The organism is Streptomyces sp. NBC_00775 (assembly GCF_036347135.1).
GTDB lineage: Bacteria > Actinomycetota > Actinomycetes > Streptomycetales > Streptomycetaceae > Streptomyces > Streptomyces lutosisoli.
The window spans coordinates 7,911,248-7,933,057 of record NZ_CP108938.1 but is presented as its reverse complement, the minus strand read 5'-3'; the positions used below and the strand labels follow the sequence as shown (position 1 = coordinate 7,933,057).

At 71.0% G+C, this 21,810-nt stretch carries 20 protein-coding genes and 1 riboswitch; of the genes, 5 read left to right on the top strand and 15 right to left on the bottom strand.

The window, feature by feature from the left end; translation table 11 throughout:
* Window position 1: 1 nt before the first annotated feature.
* The 6 genes from OIC96_RS35220 to OIC96_RS35195 form a co-directional block, all read right to left on the bottom strand.
* Window positions 2–766: an endonuclease/exonuclease/phosphatase family protein gene (locus OIC96_RS35220; RefSeq protein ID WP_330303964.1), complete on the bottom strand. Its 765-nt coding sequence runs from the start codon at window positions 764–766 to the stop codon at window positions 2–4.
* Window positions 767–991: 225 nt separating this feature from the next.
* The gene (locus OIC96_RS35215; protein WP_330303965.1) at window positions 992–1,945 is read right to left on the bottom strand and encodes an ROK family glucokinase; all 954 of its coding nucleotides are present in this window, start codon (window positions 1,943–1,945) and stop codon (window positions 992–994) included.
* A 54-nt stretch (window positions 1,946–1,999) separates the two neighbouring features.
* A complete protein-coding gene (locus tag OIC96_RS35210) occupies window positions 2,000–2,485 on the bottom strand; it encodes a DUF5304 domain-containing protein (protein ID WP_330303966.1) in 486 nt (161 codons plus the stop codon).
* A 92-nt stretch (window positions 2,486–2,577) separates the two neighbouring features.
* Window positions 2,578–3,747 carry an ArsA family ATPase gene (locus OIC96_RS35205; RefSeq protein WP_330303967.1) on the bottom strand — a complete coding sequence of 390 codons (1,170 nt, stop codon included), beginning with the start codon at window positions 3,745–3,747 and terminating at the stop codon, window positions 2,578–2,580.
* Between the two features lie 230 nt (window positions 3,748–3,977).
* Window positions 3,978–4,421: an SRPBCC family protein gene (locus tag OIC96_RS35200; RefSeq protein ID WP_327428089.1), complete on the bottom strand. Its 444-nt coding sequence runs from the start codon at window positions 4,419–4,421 to the stop codon at window positions 3,978–3,980.
* Window positions 4,422–4,545: 124 nt separating this feature from the next.
* Complete coding sequence (locus tag OIC96_RS35195; RefSeq protein WP_330303968.1) at window positions 4,546–5,343, bottom strand: metallophosphoesterase family protein; 798 nt, start codon at window positions 5,341–5,343, stop codon at window positions 4,546–4,548.
* A 296-nt stretch (window positions 5,344–5,639) separates the two neighbouring features.
* On the opposite strand from OIC96_RS35195, the gene OIC96_RS35190 reads away from it, so the two are divergent.
* Complete coding sequence (locus OIC96_RS35190) at window positions 5,640–7,436, top strand: AMP-dependent synthetase/ligase (RefSeq protein ID WP_330303969.1); 1,797 nt, start codon at window positions 5,640–5,642, stop codon at window positions 7,434–7,436.
* A gap of 162 nt (window positions 7,437–7,598) precedes the next feature.
* On the opposite strand, the gene OIC96_RS35185 is transcribed toward OIC96_RS35190, so the two are convergent.
* The gene (locus OIC96_RS35185; protein WP_330303970.1) at window positions 7,599–8,741 is read right to left on the bottom strand and encodes a glycosyltransferase family 4 protein; all 1,143 of its coding nucleotides are present in this window, start codon (window positions 8,739–8,741) and stop codon (window positions 7,599–7,601) included.
* Between the two features lie 168 nt (window positions 8,742–8,909).
* On the opposite strand from OIC96_RS35185, the gene OIC96_RS35180 reads away from it, so the two are divergent.
* A complete protein-coding gene (locus OIC96_RS35180; RefSeq protein ID WP_330303971.1) occupies window positions 8,910–10,151 on the top strand; it encodes a glycosyltransferase family 87 protein in 1,242 nt (413 codons plus the stop codon).
* Here the strand turns inward: OIC96_RS35180 and OIC96_RS35175 are convergent.
* Complete coding sequence (locus OIC96_RS35175; RefSeq protein WP_330303972.1) at window positions 10,112–11,428, bottom strand: MATE family efflux transporter; 1,317 nt, start codon at window positions 11,426–11,428, stop codon at window positions 10,112–10,114. The genes OIC96_RS35180 and OIC96_RS35175 overlap by 40 nt on opposite strands.
* Window positions 11,429–11,538: 110 nt before the next feature.
* Between OIC96_RS35175 and OIC96_RS35170 the strand changes: the two genes are divergently transcribed.
* A complete protein-coding gene (locus tag OIC96_RS35170; protein WP_330303973.1) occupies window positions 11,539–12,069 on the top strand; it encodes a PadR family transcriptional regulator in 531 nt (176 codons plus the stop codon).
* Here OIC96_RS35170 and OIC96_RS35165 read toward each other — a convergent pair.
* From OIC96_RS35165 to OIC96_RS35145, 5 genes are all read right to left on the bottom strand, one after another.
* A complete protein-coding gene (locus OIC96_RS35165) occupies window positions 12,057–13,253 on the bottom strand; it encodes a hypothetical protein (RefSeq protein WP_330462149.1) in 1,197 nt (398 codons plus the stop codon). The two genes, OIC96_RS35170 and OIC96_RS35165, sit on opposite strands and share 13 nt — an antisense overlap.
* 30 nt (window positions 13,254–13,283) lie before the next feature.
* Window positions 13,284–14,306 (bottom strand): C40 family peptidase, encoded by a 1,023-nt coding sequence (locus OIC96_RS35160; RefSeq protein WP_330303975.1) that lies wholly within the window; start codon window positions 14,304–14,306, stop codon window positions 13,284–13,286.
* A 238-nt stretch (window positions 14,307–14,544) separates the two neighbouring features.
* Window positions 14,545–15,576: a C40 family peptidase gene (locus tag OIC96_RS35155; protein WP_330303976.1), complete on the bottom strand. Its 1,032-nt coding sequence runs from the start codon at window positions 15,574–15,576 to the stop codon at window positions 14,545–14,547.
* Window positions 15,577–15,892: 316 nt separating this feature from the next.
* On the bottom strand, window positions 15,893–17,242 hold the full coding sequence (locus tag OIC96_RS35150; RefSeq protein WP_330303977.1) for an NYN domain-containing protein: 1,350 nt from the start codon (window positions 17,240–17,242) through the stop codon (window positions 15,893–15,895).
* Between the two features lie 34 nt (window positions 17,243–17,276).
* Complete coding sequence (locus OIC96_RS35145) at window positions 17,277–17,516, bottom strand: hypothetical protein (RefSeq protein WP_330303978.1); 240 nt, start codon at window positions 17,514–17,516, stop codon at window positions 17,277–17,279.
* A gap of 153 nt (window positions 17,517–17,669) precedes the next feature.
* Here OIC96_RS35145 and OIC96_RS35140 point away from each other — a divergent pair, with 153 nt between their 5' ends.
* On the top strand, window positions 17,670–18,401 hold the full coding sequence (locus OIC96_RS35140) for a rhomboid family intramembrane serine protease (RefSeq protein ID WP_330303979.1): 732 nt from the start codon (window positions 17,670–17,672) through the stop codon (window positions 18,399–18,401).
* Window positions 18,398–18,679, top strand: a complete 282-nt coding sequence (locus tag OIC96_RS35135) for an Lrp/AsnC family transcriptional regulator (protein ID WP_327428101.1) — start codon at window positions 18,398–18,400, stop codon at window positions 18,677–18,679. Before OIC96_RS35140 ends, OIC96_RS35135 begins: the two co-directional genes overlap by 4 nt.
* A 153-nt stretch (window positions 18,680–18,832) precedes the next feature.
* On the opposite strand, the gene OIC96_RS35130 is transcribed toward OIC96_RS35135, so the two are convergent.
* Together OIC96_RS35130 and trpD are read right to left on the bottom strand one after the other, a co-directional pair.
* Window positions 18,833–20,194, bottom strand: coding sequence for an aminotransferase class V-fold PLP-dependent enzyme (locus OIC96_RS35130; protein WP_330303980.1), 1,362 nt, complete (start codon window positions 20,192–20,194; stop codon window positions 18,833–18,835).
* A 203-nt stretch (window positions 20,195–20,397) separates the two neighbouring features.
* A riboswitch (SAM riboswitch) is annotated at window positions 20,398–20,514 on the bottom strand.
* A gap of 112 nt (window positions 20,515–20,626) precedes the next feature.
* Entirely contained in the window at window positions 20,627–21,691 is a 1,065-nt protein-coding gene (gene trpD / locus OIC96_RS35125; RefSeq protein WP_330303981.1) for an anthranilate phosphoribosyltransferase, read from the bottom strand.
* Window positions 21,692–21,810: the final 119 nt, after the last annotated feature.

Here is a 21,810-nt window from a genome sequence, read left to right as displayed (position 1 = left end):
CTCAGGACGCGGGCACTCTGAGGGCGGCCAGGACCGGCAGGTGGTCCGTGGCCGCCCTCAGGTCTGTCTCCGTCACGCCCGGGAGACCCACCGGCACCCCGCACCCCAGGACCTCCACGCCCTCAGTCGCGAAGATGGCGTCGATGCGCTGGTGGGGATTGGTGTGCGCGGAGGTGTTCTCCGCGCCCCACGGGTGGGTCGCCCAGCCGTCCTGGAGGGCGGCGGCGAGGCGCTTGAAGGTGCGCCCGTCGGGGCGGTCGTTGAGGTCGCCGCCCGCGACGGCGTACCGGGTGCCGAGGCCAGCGAGTCGGTCGAGGAGCATGCCGCCCTGCTCGTACCGCTCGTCCTGCCGCAGCGAGAGGTGGCAGCTCAGGACGCCGAGGCGGGCGCCTCCGAAGCGGACGACCGCGGTGGCGAAGCCGCGGCGGTGCTGGCCGGGGGTGAGCGGGAGCAGGACGTCCTCGGTGCGCTCGACCGTGGCGCGCAGGGAGCAGAGGAGGGCGGGGCCGGCCGCCGTGGCGCCGCCGGAGAGGATGACCTGGCCGGAGGCGGCCGCGAGCCTTGCCAGTTTCTTGCGCCAGCGGAAGAAGCGGGGGGCCTCTTGGATCAGGACGAGGTCCGGTTCGCAGGCGGTGATCACGCGGGCGAGTGCGGCGGTGTCGTCGCGCATGGAGCGGATGTTGTAGCTGAGGACCCGGATGACGGCTGAACCGTCGGGTTCCGTGCGGGGCGCTGGTAGCGGACTGGCGGAAGGGCTGGTCGGCATGGTGATCAAGATACGGTAGCGCTCCGCTGGGGGGAGCCGGAATGCTGCGGGTGGTTCTTCGGCCGCGGGTGAGTGGGGGCTGGTCGCGCCCACGCGGCGGAGCCGCATGATGTCACCGCCCCGCGCCCCTTTGGGGACGCTTCCCTGAGCGGAGGCTATATGGCACCGCCCGCCGTCCCCTGAAAGGGCGCGGCGGGCGATGTGCGGCGACATGGTGCGTGGGGGTTACATGATCGGGTCCGGCTCCCGGGCCAGGTCCGCCGCGCCCACCAGGCCCGCCTTGTTGCCCAGCTGGGCGGCGATCACGTCGGCCACCGGGCGCCAGTTGCCGCCGACGAGCCAGCGCTTGTACGACTTACGGATGGGGTCGAGGACGAGCTCGCCCTCGTCCGAGAGGCCGCCGCCGACGATGAAGGCGGAGGGGTCGAAGAGCGAGGCCAGGTCGGCGAGGCCGGCGCCGGCCCAGCGGGCCAGCTCGCGGTAGGAGTCCACCGCGACCGGGTCGCCCTGGCGGGCGGCCACCGAGATGTGCTTGCCCTCGATGCCGTCGGGCGTGCCGTTGCCGAGGGCGAGCAGGATCTCCGCGTTCTCGGGGGTCGCGTTGGCGCGCTGCTTGGCGTAGCGGACGAGGGCGCGCCCGGAGGCGTACTGCTCCCAGCAGCCCTGCGAGCCGCAGCCGCACAGCAGGCCGTCCGGCACCATGCGGATGTGGCCGAACTCGGCGGCCACGCCGAAGTGCCCGCGGCGCAGCTTGTTGCCGATGATGATGCCGCCGCCGAGGCCCGTGCCCAGGGTGATGCAGATGACGTTGCGGTGGCCCTTGCCCGCGCCGAACTTGTACTCGCCCCACGCCGCCGCGTTCGCGTCGTTCTCGACGACGACCGGCAGGCCCACCCGGGCCTCGACCTCGGCCTTGAGGGGCTCCTGCCGCCAGTCGATGTTCGGCGCGAAGTAGACCGTCGAGCGCTGGCGGTTCACATATCCGGCGGCACCGATGCCCACGCCAACGATGTCGTGACCGGCGCGCGCGCCCTCCACGGCGGAGGCGATGGCATCCACGATGGCCTGCGGCGTGCTGGGGGTCGGCACCTTGTGCGTCGAAAGGATGTTGCCTTCCTCGTCGACCACACCGGCCGCGATCTTCGTGCCGCCGATATCGACGCCGATGGTGAGTCCCATGAATCCCTCAGTTTCGGTCGAGCCCCGCTACGGCCAACCGTACCCGAGGGGCCTTTAGTCCAAGTCGATGTGTTCCCCCGGACCGGTCCCCTCGTCGCGAGGGCCCGTGTCCCGGGTCGTCCAGCGCCGTTCCTGGGCCTCGACGGCCGAGCGGTAGGCGGCGAGCAGCTCGGAGCCCGCGGCCGCGAGGTGGTCGAACACCTCGGGGTTCCGCTCTATCACAGGCTCGACGGCGGCCTTGGCCTGCTGCACGACCTGGTTGACCATCTGCTGGGCCGTGCCGGAGGCGACCGCGCCGAAGAGCGGCGAGTTCAGTCCGGACAGCTTGTCGGCGACGGCGTCGACGAGCTTGCGCAGTTCCTCGGCCGCCGTGCCCGGCGGCGTGCCGTGCTGGGCGCGGCGGCGGGCCTTCTCCGCCGCGAGATCCTCGGCACAGGCCTTCGCCCAGGCGTCGGCGTCGGTCGCGCGCGCCTCTTCGGCACGCACCTCGTCAGCCACGTCCTCCTGAGCGGCGTCGGACGTGGGGCGCTCTTCGCTCATGGCGGACTCCTGCCTACGTTTCGTGCCTTCGACGTTACCCGAACGGGGGTACACCGTTCACCCTGTCCGCCGCCACAGAGGGGGCGACTCGGTCACGTCGTGCGTGGCCACAGACCGGGATCCGGCGCGAAACGGATCCTCAGCTCGCCCTCGCGGAGCGCCGCGCCGGCCACCGTGCAGCGGCGCAGGGCCGACGGCAGTGGCACGATCCGGCGGAACTGTCCGGCCGTGATGACGAGTTCGTCGCCGCGCCGCACGAGGTCCAGTTCCTCGCGTATCGCGCCGAGGAGCGGGATGTGCCAGACGAGCACGCCGTCGTCGGCCAGCTGGTCGACGACGGGCCACTCGACCGGGGGTGGCGTCTTGTTGACGCCGGGCACGGGGAGCGCGGCGAGGTCGCCGGTGCCGCGCGGGTCGTGTCCGAGGTGCGGGACCTCGTGCAGGTCGTAGGTCTCCCGCCACTCGTCCAGCGCCTTGCGCTGCTGGGCGGCGAGGGCGGCCAGCCAGGTGTCGTTCGTGGCGCCGGGCAGGACACGGCTGGCGACCAGCGCGTCGACGGACAGACCGCGCAGGGCGAAGGCGGTGGTGGCGGTGCGTACGGCGTCGGAACCGGCCGGGCCCGGCTCGGCGACCAGCCGTACGGTCGTGGCGCGGTCCTCGACGACCGCCTCCACGGCGGCCAGCTCCAGGTCCCAGCGGGCCGCCGTCTCGTACAGCCATTCCGCGGGCATCGGGACGCCCGCGAGCCGGCCGAGGACGGGGCGCAGGGCGCGGGCCGCCTGGCGCTCCGGCGGGAGCAGGCGGCGCAGATAGCGGCGGAGTTCCTCGGGGAGGGCGAGGAGGGCGAGGGCCTGGGGGGCCGGGGGGAGGTCCACGACCAGGAGGTCGTACGTCTCCGATGTCGCCGCGTCGCGCAGGGCGCGCAGGAGAGCGAGTTCCTCGGCGCCGGGGAGGGGGGTGACCTCCTCGGCGTCCAGGCGGGAGGCGCCGAGCAGGTCCAGGGCGGTGGTGGCGCGCTGCTGGAAGGCGGTGAGGTCTTCGCGGAAGCGTTCCGCCGCGTCGGGGCGCCAGGCGGTGAGGTTCGGTGCGGCCTCGATGGGCTCCGTGCCGGTGGGTACGCCGAGGACGGCACCCAGGGTGTCCGTGCGGTCGGCGCTGAGCACCAAGGTGCGGGTGCCCTGGCGGGCGGCCCGCAACGCCGTGGCGGCCGCGACGGTCGTACGGCCTGTGCCGCCGGGCCCGGTGATCAGGATGGTGCGCATGAGGGTGAACGGTACCTGGGGCTCCGCCTTGGCCCGCGTTCGGTTGGGTGTCGGCTGCGGACCGGTGGGGGCTGGTCGCGCCGTTCCCCGCGCCCCTAAAAGAACCCGGGGCGGGCCGGGGGCTGCTACGGGGCGCAGCCCCGAGCCTTTAGGGGCGCGGGGAACTGCGCGACCAGCCCCCACCGGCCCGAACCCGACACACAACGGGAGCCGGCGTCACCCCCGGAGGGTCACGCGTCGCCCGACTCCACGCGCTTCTTCAGGCCCGCCAGCGCCCGGTCGATGATGACCTTCTCGGCCTTGCGCTTGATCATGCCGAGCATGGGGATCTTGACGTCGACGGTCAGCTGGTAGGTGACCTCGGTGGCGCCGGCACCCGCGGGCTTGAGGATGTACGAGCCGTCCAGCGAGCGGAGCATCTGGGACTTGACCAGGGTCCAGGAGACCTCGTGGTCGCCGGTCCAGGTGTAGCCGAGGGTCTGGTCGTCCTTGATGGCGCCGGCGTCCATGACGAGGCGCACCTGCTCGGCGCGGCCCTGCTCGTCCGTGGCGAGTACCTCCGCCTCCTTCACCTCGCCGGTCCAGTCCGGGTAGCGGGCGAAGTCGGCGATGACCGCCATGACGTCAGCCGGTGCCGCCTCGATCGTGATGCTCGAGCTGGTGTGTTCCGCCATCGCGGTGGCTCCTCCAGATGCGGTCCGGTGAGGGAGGGTGGTGCGCACGTGTGTGCAGCGTGAAGGCTACCGCGCACAGCCACGGGCGCTATCACCCCACCTGGGGTTCACCACGGCCGGCGGCTCACCACTCCAGGGCCCACGGCCGGCCCGACCCCGCGAAGTGCCCCACATTCACGCATTCCGTCGCCCCGATCCGCATCCGGGGGGCGAGCGGCTGGTGGACATGACCGAAGAGCGAGTAGCGCGGGCGGGTGCGGCGGATCGCGTCCAGCAGGGCCCGACTGCCGCGCTCGAAACGGCGCGCCACGGTGTCGTAGACCAGCTCCGGCACCTCCGGCGGGATGTGCGTGCACAGCACGTCGACCTCGCCGACCGCCTCGATCTTCGCCGCGTACTCCTCGTCGCTGATCTCGTACGGCGTCCGCATGGGTGTCTGGAGTCCCCCGCCGACGAACCCGAAGACCCGGCCGCCGATTTCCACCCGCTCGCCGTCGAGCACGGTCGTGCCGGGGCCGGCATACTCCGGCCACAGGGTCGGCATGTCGACATTGCCGTAGGTCGCGTACGTCGGTGTGGGGAACGCGGCGAACATCTCGGCGTACTGCTTGCGCACCGCTTTCTCGATGGCGGCGCCCCGGTCGGTACCGATGCCGGACCACAGCCGGGCGCCGAACGCGCGGGCCTCCTCGAAACGGCGGGAGGTGCGCAGTTCGACGATGCGGTCCGCGTTCTCCTCGCCGAACAGGTCCGGGAAGATGCCGCGCGAGTGGTCGGCGTAGTCGAGGAAGAGGACCAGGTCACCGAGGCAGATCAGGGCGTCCGCGCCGTCACCGGCTCTGGCCAGGTCCCGGACGTTGCCGTGCACGTCACTGACCACATGAATGCGCGTCCTCGGATTTCCGACCGGTGTAGGTGCCATGACGATCAAGCGTAAGCCTGTGGGGCAAACGTGAATAGAGGCGGTCGGACCTGCGGTTACTGGCTAGTCAGTAACCGTGTGGACTACTCTGCGCAAAGGAACGCCAAGCTGTGTGACGCAGGGAACATCTCGCCGGGACCCCCTATCTAAATGGCCGTACCGGTGGGTAACGTCCGGGCAGTCCAGTCGTACTCAGGTTTTCAACAAGTGATCTCCTGAGTACCTGCCCGAGCCTTGGACCGCACCGTCGCATCACACAGAGTCGTGGCGTCGGCGCCCTATGAGGAGCAGCAGTCTTGCGCGAGTTCAGCCTTCCGGCTTTGTACGAGGTCCCTGCGGACGGCAATCTGACCGATATCGTCCGCAGAAACGCCGCGCAGCATCCCGACGTAGCCGTCATCGCCCGCAAGGTCGGCGGCACTTGGACGGATGTCACCGCCACCACCTTCCTCGACGAGGTGCGTGCCGCCGCCAAGGGCCTGATCGCCTCCGGCGTTCAGCCGGGCGACCGGGTCGGCCTGATGTCCCGTACCCGCTACGAGTGGACGCTGCTCGACTTCGCGATCTGGAGCGCCGGCGCGATCACTGTGCCGGTGTACGAGACCAGCTCGCCGGAGCAGGTGCAGTGGGTCCTCGGCGACTCGGGCGCGACCGCCTGCATCGTCGAGCTCGACACGCACGCGGCCTCCGTGGAGTCGCTGCGCGACCGGCTGCCCGCTCTCCGGCACGTCTGGCAGATCGAGGCCGGCGGGGTGGACGAGCTCGGCCGCCTCGGCAAGGACGTCAGCGACGCGACCGTCGAGGAGCGCAGCTCACTCGCCAAGGCCGACGACCCGGCGACCATCGTCTACACGAGCGGCACGACGGGCCGCCCCAAGGGGTGCGTCCTCACCCACCGCGCCTTCTTCGCGGAGTGCGGCAACATCGTGGAGCGGCTGCGCCCCCTGTTCCGTACGGGCGAGTGTTCGGTGCTCCTCTTCCTGCCCCTCGCGCACGTCTTCGGGCGGCTCGTGCAGGTCGCGCCGATGATGGCGCCGATCAAGCTCGGCTGCGTCCCGGACATCAAGAACCTCACCGATGAACTGGCCGCGTTCCGGCCGACGTTGATCCTCGGTGTGCCGCGCGTCTTCGAGAAGGTCTACAACTCGGCGCGCGCCAAGGCGCAGGCGGACGGCAAGGGCAAGATCTTCGACAAGGCGGCGGACACGGCGATCGCGTACAGCCGCGCCCTGGACACCCCCTCGGGCCCGTCCCTCGGCCTGAAGATCAAGTACAAGACGTTCGACAAACTCGTCTACAGCAAGCTGCGCGCCGTACTGGGTGGTCGCGGCGAGTACGCCATCTCCGGCGGCGCCCCGCTCGGCGAGCGCCTCGGGCACTTCTTCCGCGGCATCGGCTTCACGGTCCTTGAGGGCTACGGCCTGACCGAGTCCTGCGCGGCCACCGCCTTCAACCCCTGGGACCGTACGAAGATCGGTACGGTCGGCCAGCCCCTGCCGGGTTCCGTGATCCGCATCGCTGACGACGGCGAGGTGCTGCTGCACGGCGAGCACCTGTTCCAGGGGTACTGGAACAACGAGGCCGCGACCGCCGAGGCGCTGGCCGACGGCTGGTTCCACACCGGTGACATCGGCACCCTCGACGAGGACGGCTACCTCCGTATCACCGGCCGCAAGAAGGAGATCATCGTCACCGCGGGCGGCAAGAACGTCGCCCCGGCCGTGATCGAGGACCGCATCCGTGCGCACGCGCTGGTCGCGGAGTGCATGGTGGTCGGCGACGGGCGCCCGTTCGTCGGCGCGCTGGTCACCGTCGACGAGGAGTTCCTGGGCCGCTGGGCCGCGGAGCACGGGAAGCCTGCCGGCTCGACCGCGGCGTCGCTCCGCGAGGACCCGGATCTGCTGAGCGCGATCCAGGACGCGATCGACGATGGCAACGCCGCGGTGTCGAAGGCGGAGTCGGTGCGCAAGTTCCGCATCCTGTCCTCGCAGTTCACCGAGGAGTCGGGGCACCTCACGCCGTCGCTGAAGCTGAAGCGGAATGTTGTGGCGAAGGACTACGCCGACGAGATCGAGGCGATTTACCGGGGCTAGGGGCGCCTTGTCGCCGTAGGGGTGGAGGTGTTCTGGCGGCTGCGGGTCGTCAGTGGTTGCTCGCGCAGTTCCCCGCGCCCCTTTGGGGGCGCGGGGAACTGCGCGACCAGCCCCCACTCACCCGCAGTCGCCAATGCCCCCCAAGCGGCACCCCATTAGGCGCTACAGCAGCTCCCTCAACCGCTCGGCCAGCAGGTCCCAGCGCCACTTCTCCTCCACCCACGCCCGCCCCCGCTCCCCCATCCGCCGGCGCAGCTCCGAGTCGCCGAGGAGGGCGACAAGGCGGTCGGCGCTCTCCTCGGCAGAGCCACCGCGGACGACCCAGCCGGTCTCGCCGTCGAGTACGGCGTCAGGCGCCCCGCCGGAGTCGCCGGCGATCACGGGAAGACCCGTCGCGGAGGCCTCCAGGTAGACGATGCCGAGCCCCTCGACATCCAGCCCGCCCCGGCGGGTCCGGCACGGCATGGCGAAGACGTCCCCCGCGCCGTAGTGGGCGGGCAGTTCCGACCAGGGCACCGCGCCGGTGAAGCGGACCGCGTCGGCGACCCCGGTGTCGTAGGCCAGTTTGCGCAGGTCCCGCTCGTACGGTCCGCCTCCGACGATCAGCAGGACCGCGTCCGGCTCCTTGGCCAGGATGTGCGGCATGGCGAGGATGAGGGTGTCCTGGCCCTTGCGCGGGACCAGACGGGAGACGCAGACCACCACCGGGCGGTCGGTCAGACCGAGCCGGGCCCGGACCACGTCACCGCCCGAGCCGGGGTGGAAGGTCTTCTCGTCGACGCCGGGCGGCAGCTGGACCATCCGCGCGGCGGCCTCGGGGGTCAGCGCGGAGGCGATCCGCGAGCGCGTGTACTCGCCGAGGTAGGTGAGGGTGTCCGTGGACTCGCCGATACGGCGGAGCAGCTGACGCGCGGCGGGCAGCTGTGCCCAGCCGGCCTCATGGCCGTGCGTGGTCGCCACGATCCGTCGCGCTCCCGCCCTGCGCAGCGCGGGAGCCATCAGGCCGAGCGGTGCCGCCGCCCCGAACCACACCGACGTACAGCCGTGTTCGCGCAGCAGTCCGACGGCGCGGCGGGTCGCGCCCGGGGTCGGCAGCAGCATGGTCGTGCGGTCCCGTACGACGGTGAAGGGCTGCTCGGCGTCGAAGGCGGCGGTCGCCTCGACGCCCTCACGGCCGCGCTTCCACGTGGAGGCGTAGACGACGAGCTGCTCGGGGTCCAGGCGCAGCGCCATGTTGTGCAGAAACGCCTGGATGCCGCCGGGGCGGGGCGGGAAGTCGTTCGTCACGATCAGGGTCTTGTGCATCGTGTTCGACAGTACCGAACCTATACTCACAGCTCCGCACGGCCGCGCTTGATGGCTCGCACACAGGGCGACGCGACATCATGGCACCGCGAAATCGCAGCGGCACAGCACATGAGTTCCGGACGGACCATCCGGACGGATATCCGGACGGACAAGGGCCAGGTGGGCATGGAGGGCGCTAGGGGGGAGAGGTTCCCGTTCGGAGTGCTCGCGCTGGTGGGAACCTGGGGCCTGACCAGGCTGGTGCTGCTCCTCTTCGTGTTCAAGGTGTACGTCTTCCCCGGCCCGGATGTCACGAGCGATGTCTCGGTGATCTACCAGGGCTGGTACGAGGTCCTCAAGCACGGCACCTTCCCGCTCGACGACGTCACCTGGCAGTACCCGCCGGCCGCCGCGCTCGCGATCCTCTCCCCGGCGCTGCTGCCCTTCCTCGCATACGCGCAGGCCTTCTTCGTGCTGGCCTTCCTCGCCGACTTCGTGGTGTTCGGGCTGCTCCAGTACGCGGGCCTGCGCTCCGGCAAGAGTCTGCGCGGCGCCTGGGTGTGGGTGGTCGGCGTACCGCTGCTCGGGCCGACCGTGTACGCCCGCTACGACGTGATGGTGACGGCCGTCGCGGTCGCGGCGCTGCTCGCCGGTGCGCGCCATCCGCGGGTGATGGGCATGCTCGTGGGCTTCGGCGCGCTGGTGAAGGTGTGGCCGGTGCTGCTGCTCGTCGGGGCCGTCCGGCGCCGGGCGTGGACCGCGGCGGCGGTGTCCGCCGGTGGGATCGCGGTGCTGTTCGCCATGGCGATGCCCGGCGCCTTCTCCTTCCTGACCTTCCAGCGCGACCGCGGCACCGAGGTCGAGTCGCTCGGCTCCCTCGTCTTCCATGTGGCCCGGCAGTACGGCTGGGACGGCCAGGTACTGCTCAACTACGGCTCCGTGGAGTTCCTCGGCCCGTACGTCGATGTCGTCAGCACGGCGGCCCTGGTGCTCACCGCGGTCGCCTTCGGCTGGCTGCTGCTGTGGCGGCTGTGCGCCAAGCGGTTCCTGCCGCACACACTGGCCGACGCCGCGTTCGTGGCCGTGCTGATGTTCACGACCACCAGCCGGGTCATCAGCCCGCAGTACATGGTCTGGCTGGTCGGGCTCGCGGCCGTCTGTCTGTGCTTCCGCGGCAGCCGCATGGCGCTGCCGGTCGGTCTGGTGCTGGCCGCGTGCTTCGTGACCGTGCTGGAGTTCCCGATCTGGTTCTCGCACGTGGTCTCCAGCGACCGGCTCGGCATCACCCTGCTGTTCGCCCGCAACGGTCTGCTGGTGATCGCCACGCTGCTCGCCGCGCTGGAACTGTGGCGGGGCACGGTGTCCGAGCCGGCCCCGACGGTCCCCTCTCAGGCCGCCCGCACCAAGGAGACCCTCGCGTCCTCCTGACGGTGCCGCCCGATCCACACGAACAGCACGGCGCACTGCACCGTCATGGACAGTGCCAGCGCGAGGCATATCCCGGGCAGCCCCAGCCCCGACAGCGCGTAGGCGAGCGGGAGCTGGACCGCCGTCCCGGTCAGCGTCACCCGGAGCAGCAACGGCGCTCCCCCGCTGCCCTCGAAGACCCCGCCGAGCGCGATGAAGCAGGCCATCAGCAGCAGGTAGGGCCCGACACAGCGCAGGAAGAGGACTCCGTCGTGCGCGACCGCGGGTCCGGCGCCGAAGGCCCGCATGATCCAGGGGGCGAGGAGAGCGAGCAGGGAAGCGGCGAGCACGCCCACCGTTCCCGAGACGAGCACGGCCTGGCGTCCGATGGCACCCCGCTCGTCCCCGCCCGCGCCCCGCGTGTGCGCGGTGTGGATCGAGGCGGCCTGCCGGACCGAGTAGAACGCCATGGTCGCGATGTACATGACCTTGTAGGCGATCGAGTACGCGGCCACGGCCGTCACCCCGAGCCTGGCCACGATGGCGACCAGGACCAGCGCCCCGCCCTGCCGGACGGTGAAGTCGGCGGACATCGGCAGGCCGGTGGTCAGGGTCCTGCGCAGGGCGGCACCGGTGGCCTCCGAGGGCCGGACGGCTGCCGCCTGGCGCAGGAGCGTGTTCCCGCGCAGGGCGAGCAGCCCGACGGCCAGGGCCACGCAGCGGCACAGCACCGTGGAGGCGGCGGCGCCCTGGACGCCGTACGCCTGGATGAACAGCGGGTCGAGGCCGAGGATCAGACCGTTGGCAAGCAGGGCGAGCCGCATCGGGGTGCGGGTGTCGCCGGTGCCCTTCAGGATGCCGTCGACGAGGTTCTGCGCGAAGAAGACGGCGATGCCGGGCAGGGAGAGCGCGAAGTACCCGACGGCGAGTGACAGGGCGCGCCCGTCGCCGCCCAGCACCAGCCGGGCCAGCGGCTCCCGCAGCAGATATCCGCCCACGGCGACCACCGGCGTGACCACCGCGCACAGCGCCCATCCGCCGCGTACGGCCGCCCGGACCGCGCCCGGATCCCGTGCGCCTCTGGCGTGCGAGACCAGGACGGTCGTCCCGGAGGCGAAGACCAGGGCGACGCCGAGCAGCACGTTCTCGGTGTTGGTGGCGACGGCGACGGCGGCCACGGCGGCGCCGCCGAGCCGGGAGACCCAGACGGTGTTGATGATCCCGGCGGCAACGGAGGCGAGCAGCGAGAGGTAGACGGGGTGGGCGAGCGCTATGAGCTGCTTGCGATGGGCGTTCACAGGGGCTCCCTCGTGCGGCAGGCTATCTCGATACGAGCTACCTCGTTTAGAGGTAGCTCGATAAGAGGTACCATGGCCGCACGACGACTTCAAGAAGGGGGCCGAACCGGATGCTGGAGCTGTCGATCCTGGGCTTTCTCGCCGAAGAGCCTTTGCACGGCTACGAGTTGAAGGAGCGCATCAAGGCGCTCAACGGACACGTCCGCCCGGTGAGCGACGGCGCGCTCTACCCCGCGATCACGCGGCTGGTCACGGCGGGCAAACTCAGTCAGCACACGGAGCCGGGCAGCAGCGCGGCCCCACGCCGCATCCTGTCGCTCACCGACCAGGGCCGCGAGGACCTCCTGGAGCGGCTGCGCCGTCCCAAGCAGGCCGAGATCACCGACCAGGTGCGCTTCAACACGGTCCTGGCCTTCCTGCGGCACCTGCCGGACCCCCGGGAGCAGGCGGCCGTTCTGCGGCGCCGTCTGGACTTCCTCACCACCCCCGCGAGCTTCTTCTACCGCGACGGAGAACCCGTACGCGCGGAGGAGACGGACGACCTGTTCCGCCAGGGCATCCTGCGGGTGGCACGAGCCACCGGAGAAGCGGAACGCGCATGGCTCACCGAGGCGATCTCCCAGCTGCGTCAGCCGAGTTGAGCCCTGAGGTAGGCCCGCCACTGCTCCGTGAACTTCTCCGGCGTCGTATCCAGCACATCCCGCAGCGCGCCCTCGACCGCCCCGGCCCGCTTCCCGTGGTCGCCCACCGCCCGGTAGAAGTCGTTCAGCCGGACCTCGCCCCAGTGGTCGGCGATCAGCCGGCAGGCCATCCAGCCGCCCTCGTACGCCTGCGCCAGCTTCGCCGCGTCCCCGGAGAACCCGAAGTCCTTGTCGACCGGCAGCGCGGCCGGGACACGCCCCTCCCTGACGGCCTGCTCCAGCTCCGGCGCGACCTGCGTGGCCGTCCGCCCGCTGCCGCGGTAGCCGACCCAGTCCGCGTAGCCCTCGGAGAGCCACAGGGGCGTGGCGGCCGTGGTGTGGGCGCGGGTGGCCACGTGCGTCGTCTCGTGGGTGAGCACGACCTGTTTGCCGAAGTCGCCGAGGATGCCGTACGCGTCGGGGTTGACGATGATCCGGTCGGCGGGCGCCTTCGCCGAGCCCCCGGCCTCACCGGTGGTCACCGCCGCGATCCCCCGGTACCCGGACGCCGGGGCGCCGAGCAGCCCCGCCATCCCCTCCAGCGACTTCGGTACGAGCACGACGACGTGCCGCGACCAGTCGGTGCCCCACGCCTGGGACACGGCGGGCACGGCATGGTCCGCGAGGTCCGCGTACGCGCGCAGCCGCTCGCCGGTCTGCCCGACCCCCAGGACGAGGCTGTGCGCACCCCGTACGACCTTCACGGCCCCCTGCTCCCACAGCTGCTCGCCCGACTTCTTCGCGGGCTCGTCTGAGGCGACCCGCCAGCTGCCGTCGGTGCGGGTCAGGCTCAGTGTGCGGGCGGCGGTGACGGGCGCGGTGTCGTACCCCTTGATCCGGTAGCGCAGCTCGGCGTCGGCCGTGGCCCGGTCGCCGGAGCGGTGGAGGTCGGTCAGGTGATACGACCAGGCCGTCAGCGGGACAGCGCCCAGGTTCGCGAACTCGGCGGTCCCGGCGGCCGATTGATCCGTTGCCCGGTACGCCGGCTCGTCCCGGTCGAGGACCGCCACCGCCCGCCGGTCGAGCACCCGCTGCACCTCGGTCGCCGCCGCGTCCGACGGCGCCCGCCCGCCACAGCCGACGAGCACGGCGAGCAGCAGCACCAGGGAGAGCCCCGCTCGCGACGCACGCCTTCGACCAGCCACGTTCCCGATCGTACGGGCTTGGCCCGGGGGTCAGACCCGCGTCACGGACGAGACCGGCATCATGCCCACCGGGTCGTAGCGCACCGGGGCGCCCGGGTAGGGGGCGTGGATCACCTGGCCGTTGCCCACGTACATCCCGACATGGCTGGCGTCCGAGCGGTAGGTGACCAGGTCACCCGGCCGTGCCTGGGAGAGCGGCACCTGCCGTCCGGCGTACCGCTGTTCCTGCGAGGTGCGCGGCAGACCGACTCCGGCCTGCGCGTACGACCACTGCATCAGGCCCGAACAGTCGAAGCCGCTCGGCCCGGTGGCACCCCACACATAAGGGCGGCCGAGCGCCGAGCGTGCCGCGGCGACGGCGGCGGCCGCACGCGCCGAGGACGGGACCGCGCCCCCGAGGTCGGGCATGTCGGCGCGCGCGGAACGCGACGCCCGGTCGTAGGCGGCGCGCTCGGCGTACGGCAGGGAGTTGAGCAGCTCCTGCGCCTTGGCCAGTTTTCGCTCGACGGTGCGCTTGTTCTGGGTGACGGCCTTGCGGCTGCGCTCCAGTTCGGCGAGCTTTCCGGTGGCCTCCTCGCGTTTCTGGGCGAGGTCGCGCATGGCGAGCTGGAGGTCCTTGAACTCGCCGGCCTGGTGGGCGGTGATCCGGTCGAGGGCGGCGGCCTTGTCGAGGTAGTCGGCCGGGTTGTCGGAGAACAGCAGCGCGAGCGAGGGATCGAGGCCGCCGGACCGGTACTGGGCCCCGGCGAGCGAACCGAGCGCGTCCCGCATGGTGTTGATGCGTTCCTGCTGGCGGGCGATTTCGTCCTGCGCCGTGGTGATGTCCTCGCGCAGCGAGTCGGCGCGCTCGTCGGCCTTGTTGTACGCCTCGGTGGCCTTCTCCGCCTGCGCGTAGAGGCGGTCCACCTCGGCCCGGGTGTCGTCCTGCGGTGCTGCGGCTGCCGGCAGCGCGCCGAGTGCCGCGACCGCGGCGGACATCACGCAGGCCGCGATGCCGGCGGCGCCGGCGCCCCGGTCGAAGCCGGACGGTGCAAGGCGGCGATGGAACCCCACGAGTAGCCGCTCTCCCTTCCGCTGACGGTCCCCCGGAGTTGGGGGAAACGCGCCAGACAGTAGCCGTGCGACTACGCACCGGCCAAAGACCTCCGCGGGCACACAAAGTGACGCCCCGCCGGAGACGCAGGTCACCGACGGGGCGTGGGGTCAGCGGGAGTTACCGCAATTCGCCCGTTTGGGCGGCGTGGCGAAGGGTCCCTTCAGGGGGCGTACGTCAGATCCGGAAGCCGGAGCATCAGATGCGGACGCCGAACTGGAAGGGCATGTTGCTGATCGACTCGTAGCGCACGACCGTGCCGGTGCGCGGGGCGTGCAGCACCTGGCCGTTGCCCGCGTACAGGCCGACGTGATGCTGGTCGCCGTAGAAGATGACCAGGTCGCCGACCTGGAGGTCGCTCTGCGAGTAGATGCGCGTGCCGTAGCTGGCCTGCGCCTGCGAGGTGCGCGGGATGGTGACGCCGGCCTGGGCATAGGCCCAGGACGTCAGGCCCGAGCAGTCGAAGGAGGAGGGTCCGGAGGCGCCGTAGACGTAGGGCGAGCCGAGCTTGCTCTGTGCGGCGGAGAACGCGGCGGCGGCGCGCCCGGAGGCGGACTTGGTGTTGCCGAGGTCGACGCGCTCGCTGGCCCGGGTGGAGCGCTCCTGCTCGGCGGCCGCGAGAGCCGCCTTCTCCTTGGCGGTCAGCGTGTTGAGAAGCTTCTGCGCCGAACCGAGCTTGTTCTGGACTTCCTTCTTCTTCTTGGCGAGCTCCGCCCGGGTGTCGGCGAGGTCCTTGAGCTTGTCGGCGGCTTCCTTGCGCTGCTGCGCGAGCGAACGCTGCTTCTCCTGGACCTTCTTCAGCGCCTCGACCTGCTGAGCGCTCAGCTGGTCCATCGTGGACGCCTGGTCGAGATAGTCGTCCGGGTTGGAGGAGAGGAAGAGCGCCACGGAGGGGTCGATGCCTCCGGTGCGGTACTGGGCGCTGGCCATCGAACCCAGGCCGTCGCGCAGCTCGTTGAGCTCTTCCTGGCCGCGGGCGACGTTGTCCTGCAGGGTGCTGATCTGCTTCTGCAGCTTCTCCTGCTTCTCCTTGGCCCCGTCGAGCTTCTCGGTGGCCTGCTCGGCCTCCTCGTAGAGCTTGTCGACCTTGGCCTTGACCTCGTCCTTGCTCAGCTTCTCGCTCGGCGCGGCGTTGGCCACATTCGCGCTGAGGGCCACGGCAGCGGCGGCGGCGGTGAGCACGGTCACACGGGTGCGGCTCGGCTGCTTGGGTCGACGGTGGGACGCCACGAAGGCGAGCTCCTTCTTCCTTCAGCCGCCTGCCGAATGCGCCGACGGGCGGTGCCCCTTCGCCGTCACTCCCAATGAGTGATCACCCGAGCGGAGGTTCGAGGCCTGACCCTAGTGACCTTCTTGTGATCAGTTCAAATCCTCATAGGAAAAATCTCGGTCACCGAGCGCATTCTTTGCCGACAACTCACATGCAGTAATACGCGCTTGACACTACGTTGCGTGAAGGTCGGCCCAATTCGGGCATTGCGCCTGGACGTTACGCATGGGACTTACGTTGCCTATGAGGCTTACGGCCCAGATGGGCGGCCGCTGCTCAGCCGCGCGAAAAGCGCTTGAGAAGCACCACCGAAGCGACCGGTCGCGCACCCGCCTTGGCGATGCCGTCGGCCACCTCACGGTCGGTGGAGACGACGATCACCGGCCGCCCGGGCGGCTCGGCGCGCACCAGCTGGCGGATCAACTCGTCCGCGGTGACGCCGGCCTTGGAGAACAGCACCCGCACCCCGCGCGGCGGCGCGAGCAGCACGGGCGCGGCCAGCTCGGCCCCGTCGAAGACACAGGTCACCTCGGCGCCGGTCTGCGCGGCGAGCTGCGAGAGCTGCCCGAGGAGCCGCAACCGCTGCTTCTCGAGCGGCATCTGCGGATAGCCGGTCTTGGTGACGTTGTAGCCGTCGACGACCAGATGCGCCTGTGGCAGCGCGAGCAGCTGGTCGAGGATCGCGGGATCGTTTTCGGACAACGCCCGGGCGGCGATGTCTTTTGGCGTCATCCGTCCCGGTTCGACCGCATCCACGGTCTCCGCGGGGCGTACGGACACGGGTGGCAACGCCAGCTCCCGCCGCAGCCCTTGGGTCGCTTCCAGCACGGTGTCGAGCAGCAGCCGTACGCGCATGTCCTCGACACTGCGCCCCTCGCGCGCCGCCTTGCGGGTGGCCTCCAGGGCCGCCTCGGCCTCCGCGAGCCGCGCCTTGAGCCGCCGGGTCTCGCTCTCGGCGGCGGAGACCTGGGCGTGCCCCTCCGCCCGGCCGGTGTCCATCTCGCCCTGGAGCTTGCGGAGGGCCGCCTCGCCGCGCTTGACGTCGCTGAGGGCCCCGCGCAGCTTGCGGTGAAGCGATTCCGCTTCCTTCTTCGCGGCCTCCAACTCCGTGCGCATGCGCTCGGTTTCGGCCTTGGTCTGCCCGCGCGCCTCGGCGAGCTCCTCGCGCAGCCGTTCCAGCTCGGCCCGGCTCTCCTCGTCGGCACGCTCGGCGTCCGCCCGCAGGGCCTCCTCGCCCGCGGCGGCGACCAGCTTCACCCAGCCCGCGGGGCGCAGCACATAGGCCGCGGCCGCCACATCCAGCGGATCCGCGGCCGGGGGCGGCGCGCCCGAGTCGAGGGCACCGGTGAGTTCCGGCTGCGCCTCTCTCAGTTTCTCGGCGATGCGCTGTCTGAAAAGAGGCTCCGTCTCCAGGGCCGCCGCCATCGCGTTACCGGCGAACTTGGCCCGTCGACTGGGTGTGAACCGGGCATACTGCCGCAATTGGGCGGGCAGTTCACCGATCGTCAGCCCACCGAACCCATCGGAGACGATCTGTACGACCCGCCGGCGCACGCCGTCGGGCAGCGGACGGTCGAGCACCTCAGCGGCGCCGTCGTCCGGCTCCCCGCCTGTGGTCTCCACCATCCGTCACCCCAATATCCGTGCGGGGCCCGCTCCCTCAGGAGCCGGCGCCCGGCCTGTCCACGAGTTCCACCTGATCCACGGCATTGCACCAGCGGCACCGCACCGACTCGATGGTCTCACTGACCACCTCGCGCTCCTCGACGTTCGGCTCACCGGCCAGGTCGAGGTGCACATACTCGACGACCTTCGACGAGCGGGTCACGTCGAAACGCGTGAGATTGCCGCAGAGCGTGCAGCGCCAGCGAGTCTTGGCATCCGGCAGGGGAACCGTCATGTGGCAGTCGCTTTCCTTCTAGTGTCCGTCCAGCGCCAGTCTCCCGGTGCGTGTGGCTCGTAACCCTAAGGCCTGGCGGGTACCCGACGCTCGGCCGTCCACGGCGGCGAGGCGGTCTGTGCGCATCGGTCCCGTTACGCCATGCTCTGCACCATGATCAGCAACGCGATGACGGCGGTCGGCAGGGCGATGCGGAACCAGTCCGCACCGGTGACATACGGGCTGATCGCCCTGTGCTGCCTGATCTTCGTGATCGGCCCGGCGGCGGGCCTCAATCCGGCGTACGGCACCGGGGACGAGCTGCTGGTCGCGCAGCAGGCCTACTTCCGGCGCTGGGGCGTGGTGCCCACCGACCTCTTCGGCGGAGCCCCGCGCGAAGCCCTCACCCCCGCCACGGCCCTGTTCATCCACGGCAGCTGGCTCCACCTCCTCGGCAACATGCTCTTCTTCTACGTCTTCGGGGCGATGACCGAGGAACGCATGGGCCACATCCAGTTCGCCTTCTTCTACGTCGGCTGCGGCTACCTCGCCCTGCTGGGCTACGCCGCCGCCAACGCCGCCTCGCAGCAGTCCCTCGTCGGCGCCTCCGGGGCGATCTCCGCGGTCCTCGGCGCGTTCCTGTACCTGTTCCCCAAGGCCCGGGTGACCAGTCTCTTCCCGTTCCTCTTCTTCCTGCCGCTGCGCTTCCCCGCCTGGGTGGTGCTGCCCTTCTGGGTCACCCTGCAATGGCTGGCGGCGGGCCGCGACACCTCCGGCCCCGGGGTCGCCTATCTGGCCCACCTGGTGGGCTTCTCGCTGGGGTTCGTCTACGCATGGGTGCGTTTCGGCCGGGCGACTAGAGTGAAGGCTCCAACGACCGCCCCCGAGGGAGAGAACCAGCCGTGATCACCGCGATCGTCCTCATCAAGACCAGCGTGGACCGGATCCCCGAGATCGCCGAGTCGATCGCCGCGCTGGACGCTGTCAGCGAGGTCTTCTCCGTCACCGGCACGTACGACTTGATCGCCATGGTCCGGGTGAAGGCCCACGACGACCTCGCGGACGTCATCCCCGGGCGGATCAGCAAGATCCCGGGTGTCGAGGCCACGGACACCCACGTCGCCTTCCGCACGTACTCCCAGCACGACCTCGAGGCAGCGTTCGCGATCGGCCTCGACAACTAGTTCTCGCCCCCGCCGCCCCTACCCGTCCCATCCCTGGGGGCTGCGCCCCCAGACCCCCCTAAAAGATCGCGCAGTTCCCCGCGCCCCTTTTAGGGGCGCGGGGAACTGCGCGAACGGCCCCCACCGGCCCGCAGCCGACACACAACCGATGGCTCAGACCGCGGGAACGCAGCGGCCGTCCTCCGTGCGGTACTGCCACTTCGCACCGTCCCGGACGAGTTCCCGCACGGCGGTGACGAAGCGCTCGACGTGCTCGTCGGGGGTACCCGCACCGAAGCTGACACGGATGGCGTTCAGGGACTTCTCGCCGGGCGCGGCCTCGGGGGCACCGCACTCCCCCTGGGTCTGCGGGTCGCTGCCGAGGAGGGTGCGCACCAGCGGATGGGCGCAGAACAGACCGTCGCGCACCCCGATGCCGTACTCCGCGGAGAGCGCCGCGGCGAAGTGCGAGCTGTTCCACCCCTCGACGACGAAGGAGATCACGCCGACCCGCGGGGCGTCGTCACCGAAGAGGGAGAGGACGCGCACCTCGGGGACCTCCGCGAGACCCGCGCGGACCGTGTCGATCAGGTGCTGCTCACGGGCGACGAGGGTGTCGAAGCCCGCCTCGGTGAGGGCCTTGCAGGCGGACGCGATCGAGTAGACGCCGATCACGTTCGGCGAGCCGGCCTCGTGCCGGGCGGCGCTCTCGTGCCACTCCACGTCCACGCCACCGTCCGTACGGCGCGACACCTTACGGCTGGCGCCACCGCCCGCGAGGTACGGCTCGGCCTCGCGCAGCCAGTCGGAGCGGCCGGCGAGCACACCGGAGCCGAAGGGCGCGTACAGCTTGTGGCCGGAGAAGGCGACCCAGTCGACGTCCAGGTCGCGGACGGACACCGGGTGGTGCGGGGCCAGCTGCGCGGCGTCGAGGACGATACGGGCGCCGTGCGCGTGGGCGGCGGCGGCCAGCTCGCGCACCGGCCACAGCTCACCGGTGACGTTCGAGGCGCCGGTGACGCAGACGAGGGCCGGGCCGTAGGGGTCGCGGTCGGCGAGGGCGCGCTCCAGCGTCTCGACGGCCTGGCGCGGGCTGCGCGGGGCGTTGAGGTAGGTGACCCTGGCGTCCTTCCACGGCAGCAGGGACGCATGGTGCTCGGTCTCGAAGACGAAGACCTGGCAGTCGGCCGGAAGAGTGGCGGCGAGCAGGTTGAGCGAGTCGGTGGTGGAGCGGGTGAAGACGACCTGGTCGCCCTCGCGGCAGTCCAGGAACTCGGCGACGGTCTCGCGGGAGTTCTCGAACAGGTCGGTGGACAGCTGCGAGAGGTAGCCGGCGCCACGGTGCACGCTGCCGTAGTAGGGGGCGTACGCCGCCACGTCGTCCCACACCCGCTGCAGGGCCGGGGCGCTGGCGGCGTAGTCGAGCGCGGCGTAGGTGACCTCGCCACCGGTGACGAGCGGGACGGTCACATCTCGTCCCAGAACGGGCAGGGAGGCACAAACGGTCTGGTCGGCGGCAGCGGTGGAGACAGACATGGCGAGCTCCTGTGAGAGGCAGGCGGGATCGCTGCGCGAGCGGGTACACCGGGGTACGGACGGCTCAGCGCAGGAAAGGCGAAGAAGGTGAAAAGGGGTACGCGGAAGTGGGGCGCTACGCCCTATCGCATTCGCTTGCTCACAGAAGGCTCCCTCGAACGACCAGGACCCCTGGGCTGTATCCACTCAAGTGAGTGGCGAGGGGTCCGCGCTTGCCGTAGACCTCGCTGCCTACGACCTGGTCTTCACCCGGGGCACCCCGCCACGGACGGAGGGTTGCCGGACAGTCGGCCGGGGCCTCATGACTGTCACTCATGACCTGATACAGCATCTTGCCAGAAGATCTTCGACGCGCAAGGCGCAGTCCAGGATCCGGACTGCGCCTCGCATCACATCGCGTACGGCGGAGGAGCCGGCGTACGGCCCGACGGCTCAGGCGCTGCTGGCCGCCACCCACCGCTCAAGAGTCCTCTTCGCGGCCCCGGAGTCGATCGACTGCGCCGCCTTCTCCATCCCGGCGCGGAGCTGGTCCACCAGGGGCACGTCGGTCGGCGACAGGGCCACCAGGGCCGCCGCCGAGTTCAGCAGGACCGCGTCCCGCACCGCGCCCGTCTCGCCGTCCAGGAGCCGTCGGGCGACCCCCGCGTTGTACTCGGGGTCGGCGCCCCGCAGTGCCTCCACCGGGACGATCTCAAGGCCGACGTCCCGCGGGTCGAAGGCCTCCTCGGTCACCTTGCCGTCGCGGACGACCCACACCCGGGAGGTGGCCGTGGTCGTCAGCTCGTCGAGGCCGTCGTCACCCCGGAAGACCAGCGCGGACGAGCCGCGTTCTGCCAGTACGCCGGCGATGAGCCCCGCCATCCGGGTGTCGAAGCAGCCGATCGCCGAGGCGGTGACCCGGGCGGGGTTGGTCAGCGGGCCCAGGAGGTTGAACGAGGTCGGAATCCCCAGGTCGCGCCGGACCGCGCCGACGAACCGCATCGAGGGATGGAACTTGGCCGCGAAGCAGAAGGTGATCCCGGCCTCCTCCACCACCTGTGCCACCCGCTCGGGCGACAGGTCCAGGTTGATGCCGAGCCGCTCCAGCACGTCGGACGAGCCGCTCGCCGAGGACGACGCCCGGTTGCCGTGCTTGACGACCTTCGCCCCGGTACCCGCGATCACGATGGCGGACATCGTCGAGATGTTGACCGTCTTGGCCCGGTCTCCGCCCGTACCGACGATGTCGACGGCCGGCCCCGGGATGTGCAGCGGCTTCGCGTGGGCGTACATGGTCTCCACGAGGCCGGTGATCTCCTCGACCGTCTCGCCCTTGGCCCGCAGCGCCACCAGGAAACCCGCGATCTGGGCGTCCGCGGCCTCACCGCTCATGATGCGGTCCATGGCCCACGCCGTGTCACCGGCGCTCAGGTCCTGCCCGGCGAGCAGCGCGCTCAGTACGTCGGGCCAGGAACGGCCCGCCGCGGTGTCGCCTCCAGCGGGGTTCACAGCGCTCATAAGCCGCTCCTGGGTCGGTCCCCGGAAAGGGACTCTGTGTGGGTCCTTGTGGGACTCCTTGTGGATGGGAACACCCTATCCAGGCCCGGGGACGGCAAAGAGCCCCCGTCCATGCACTG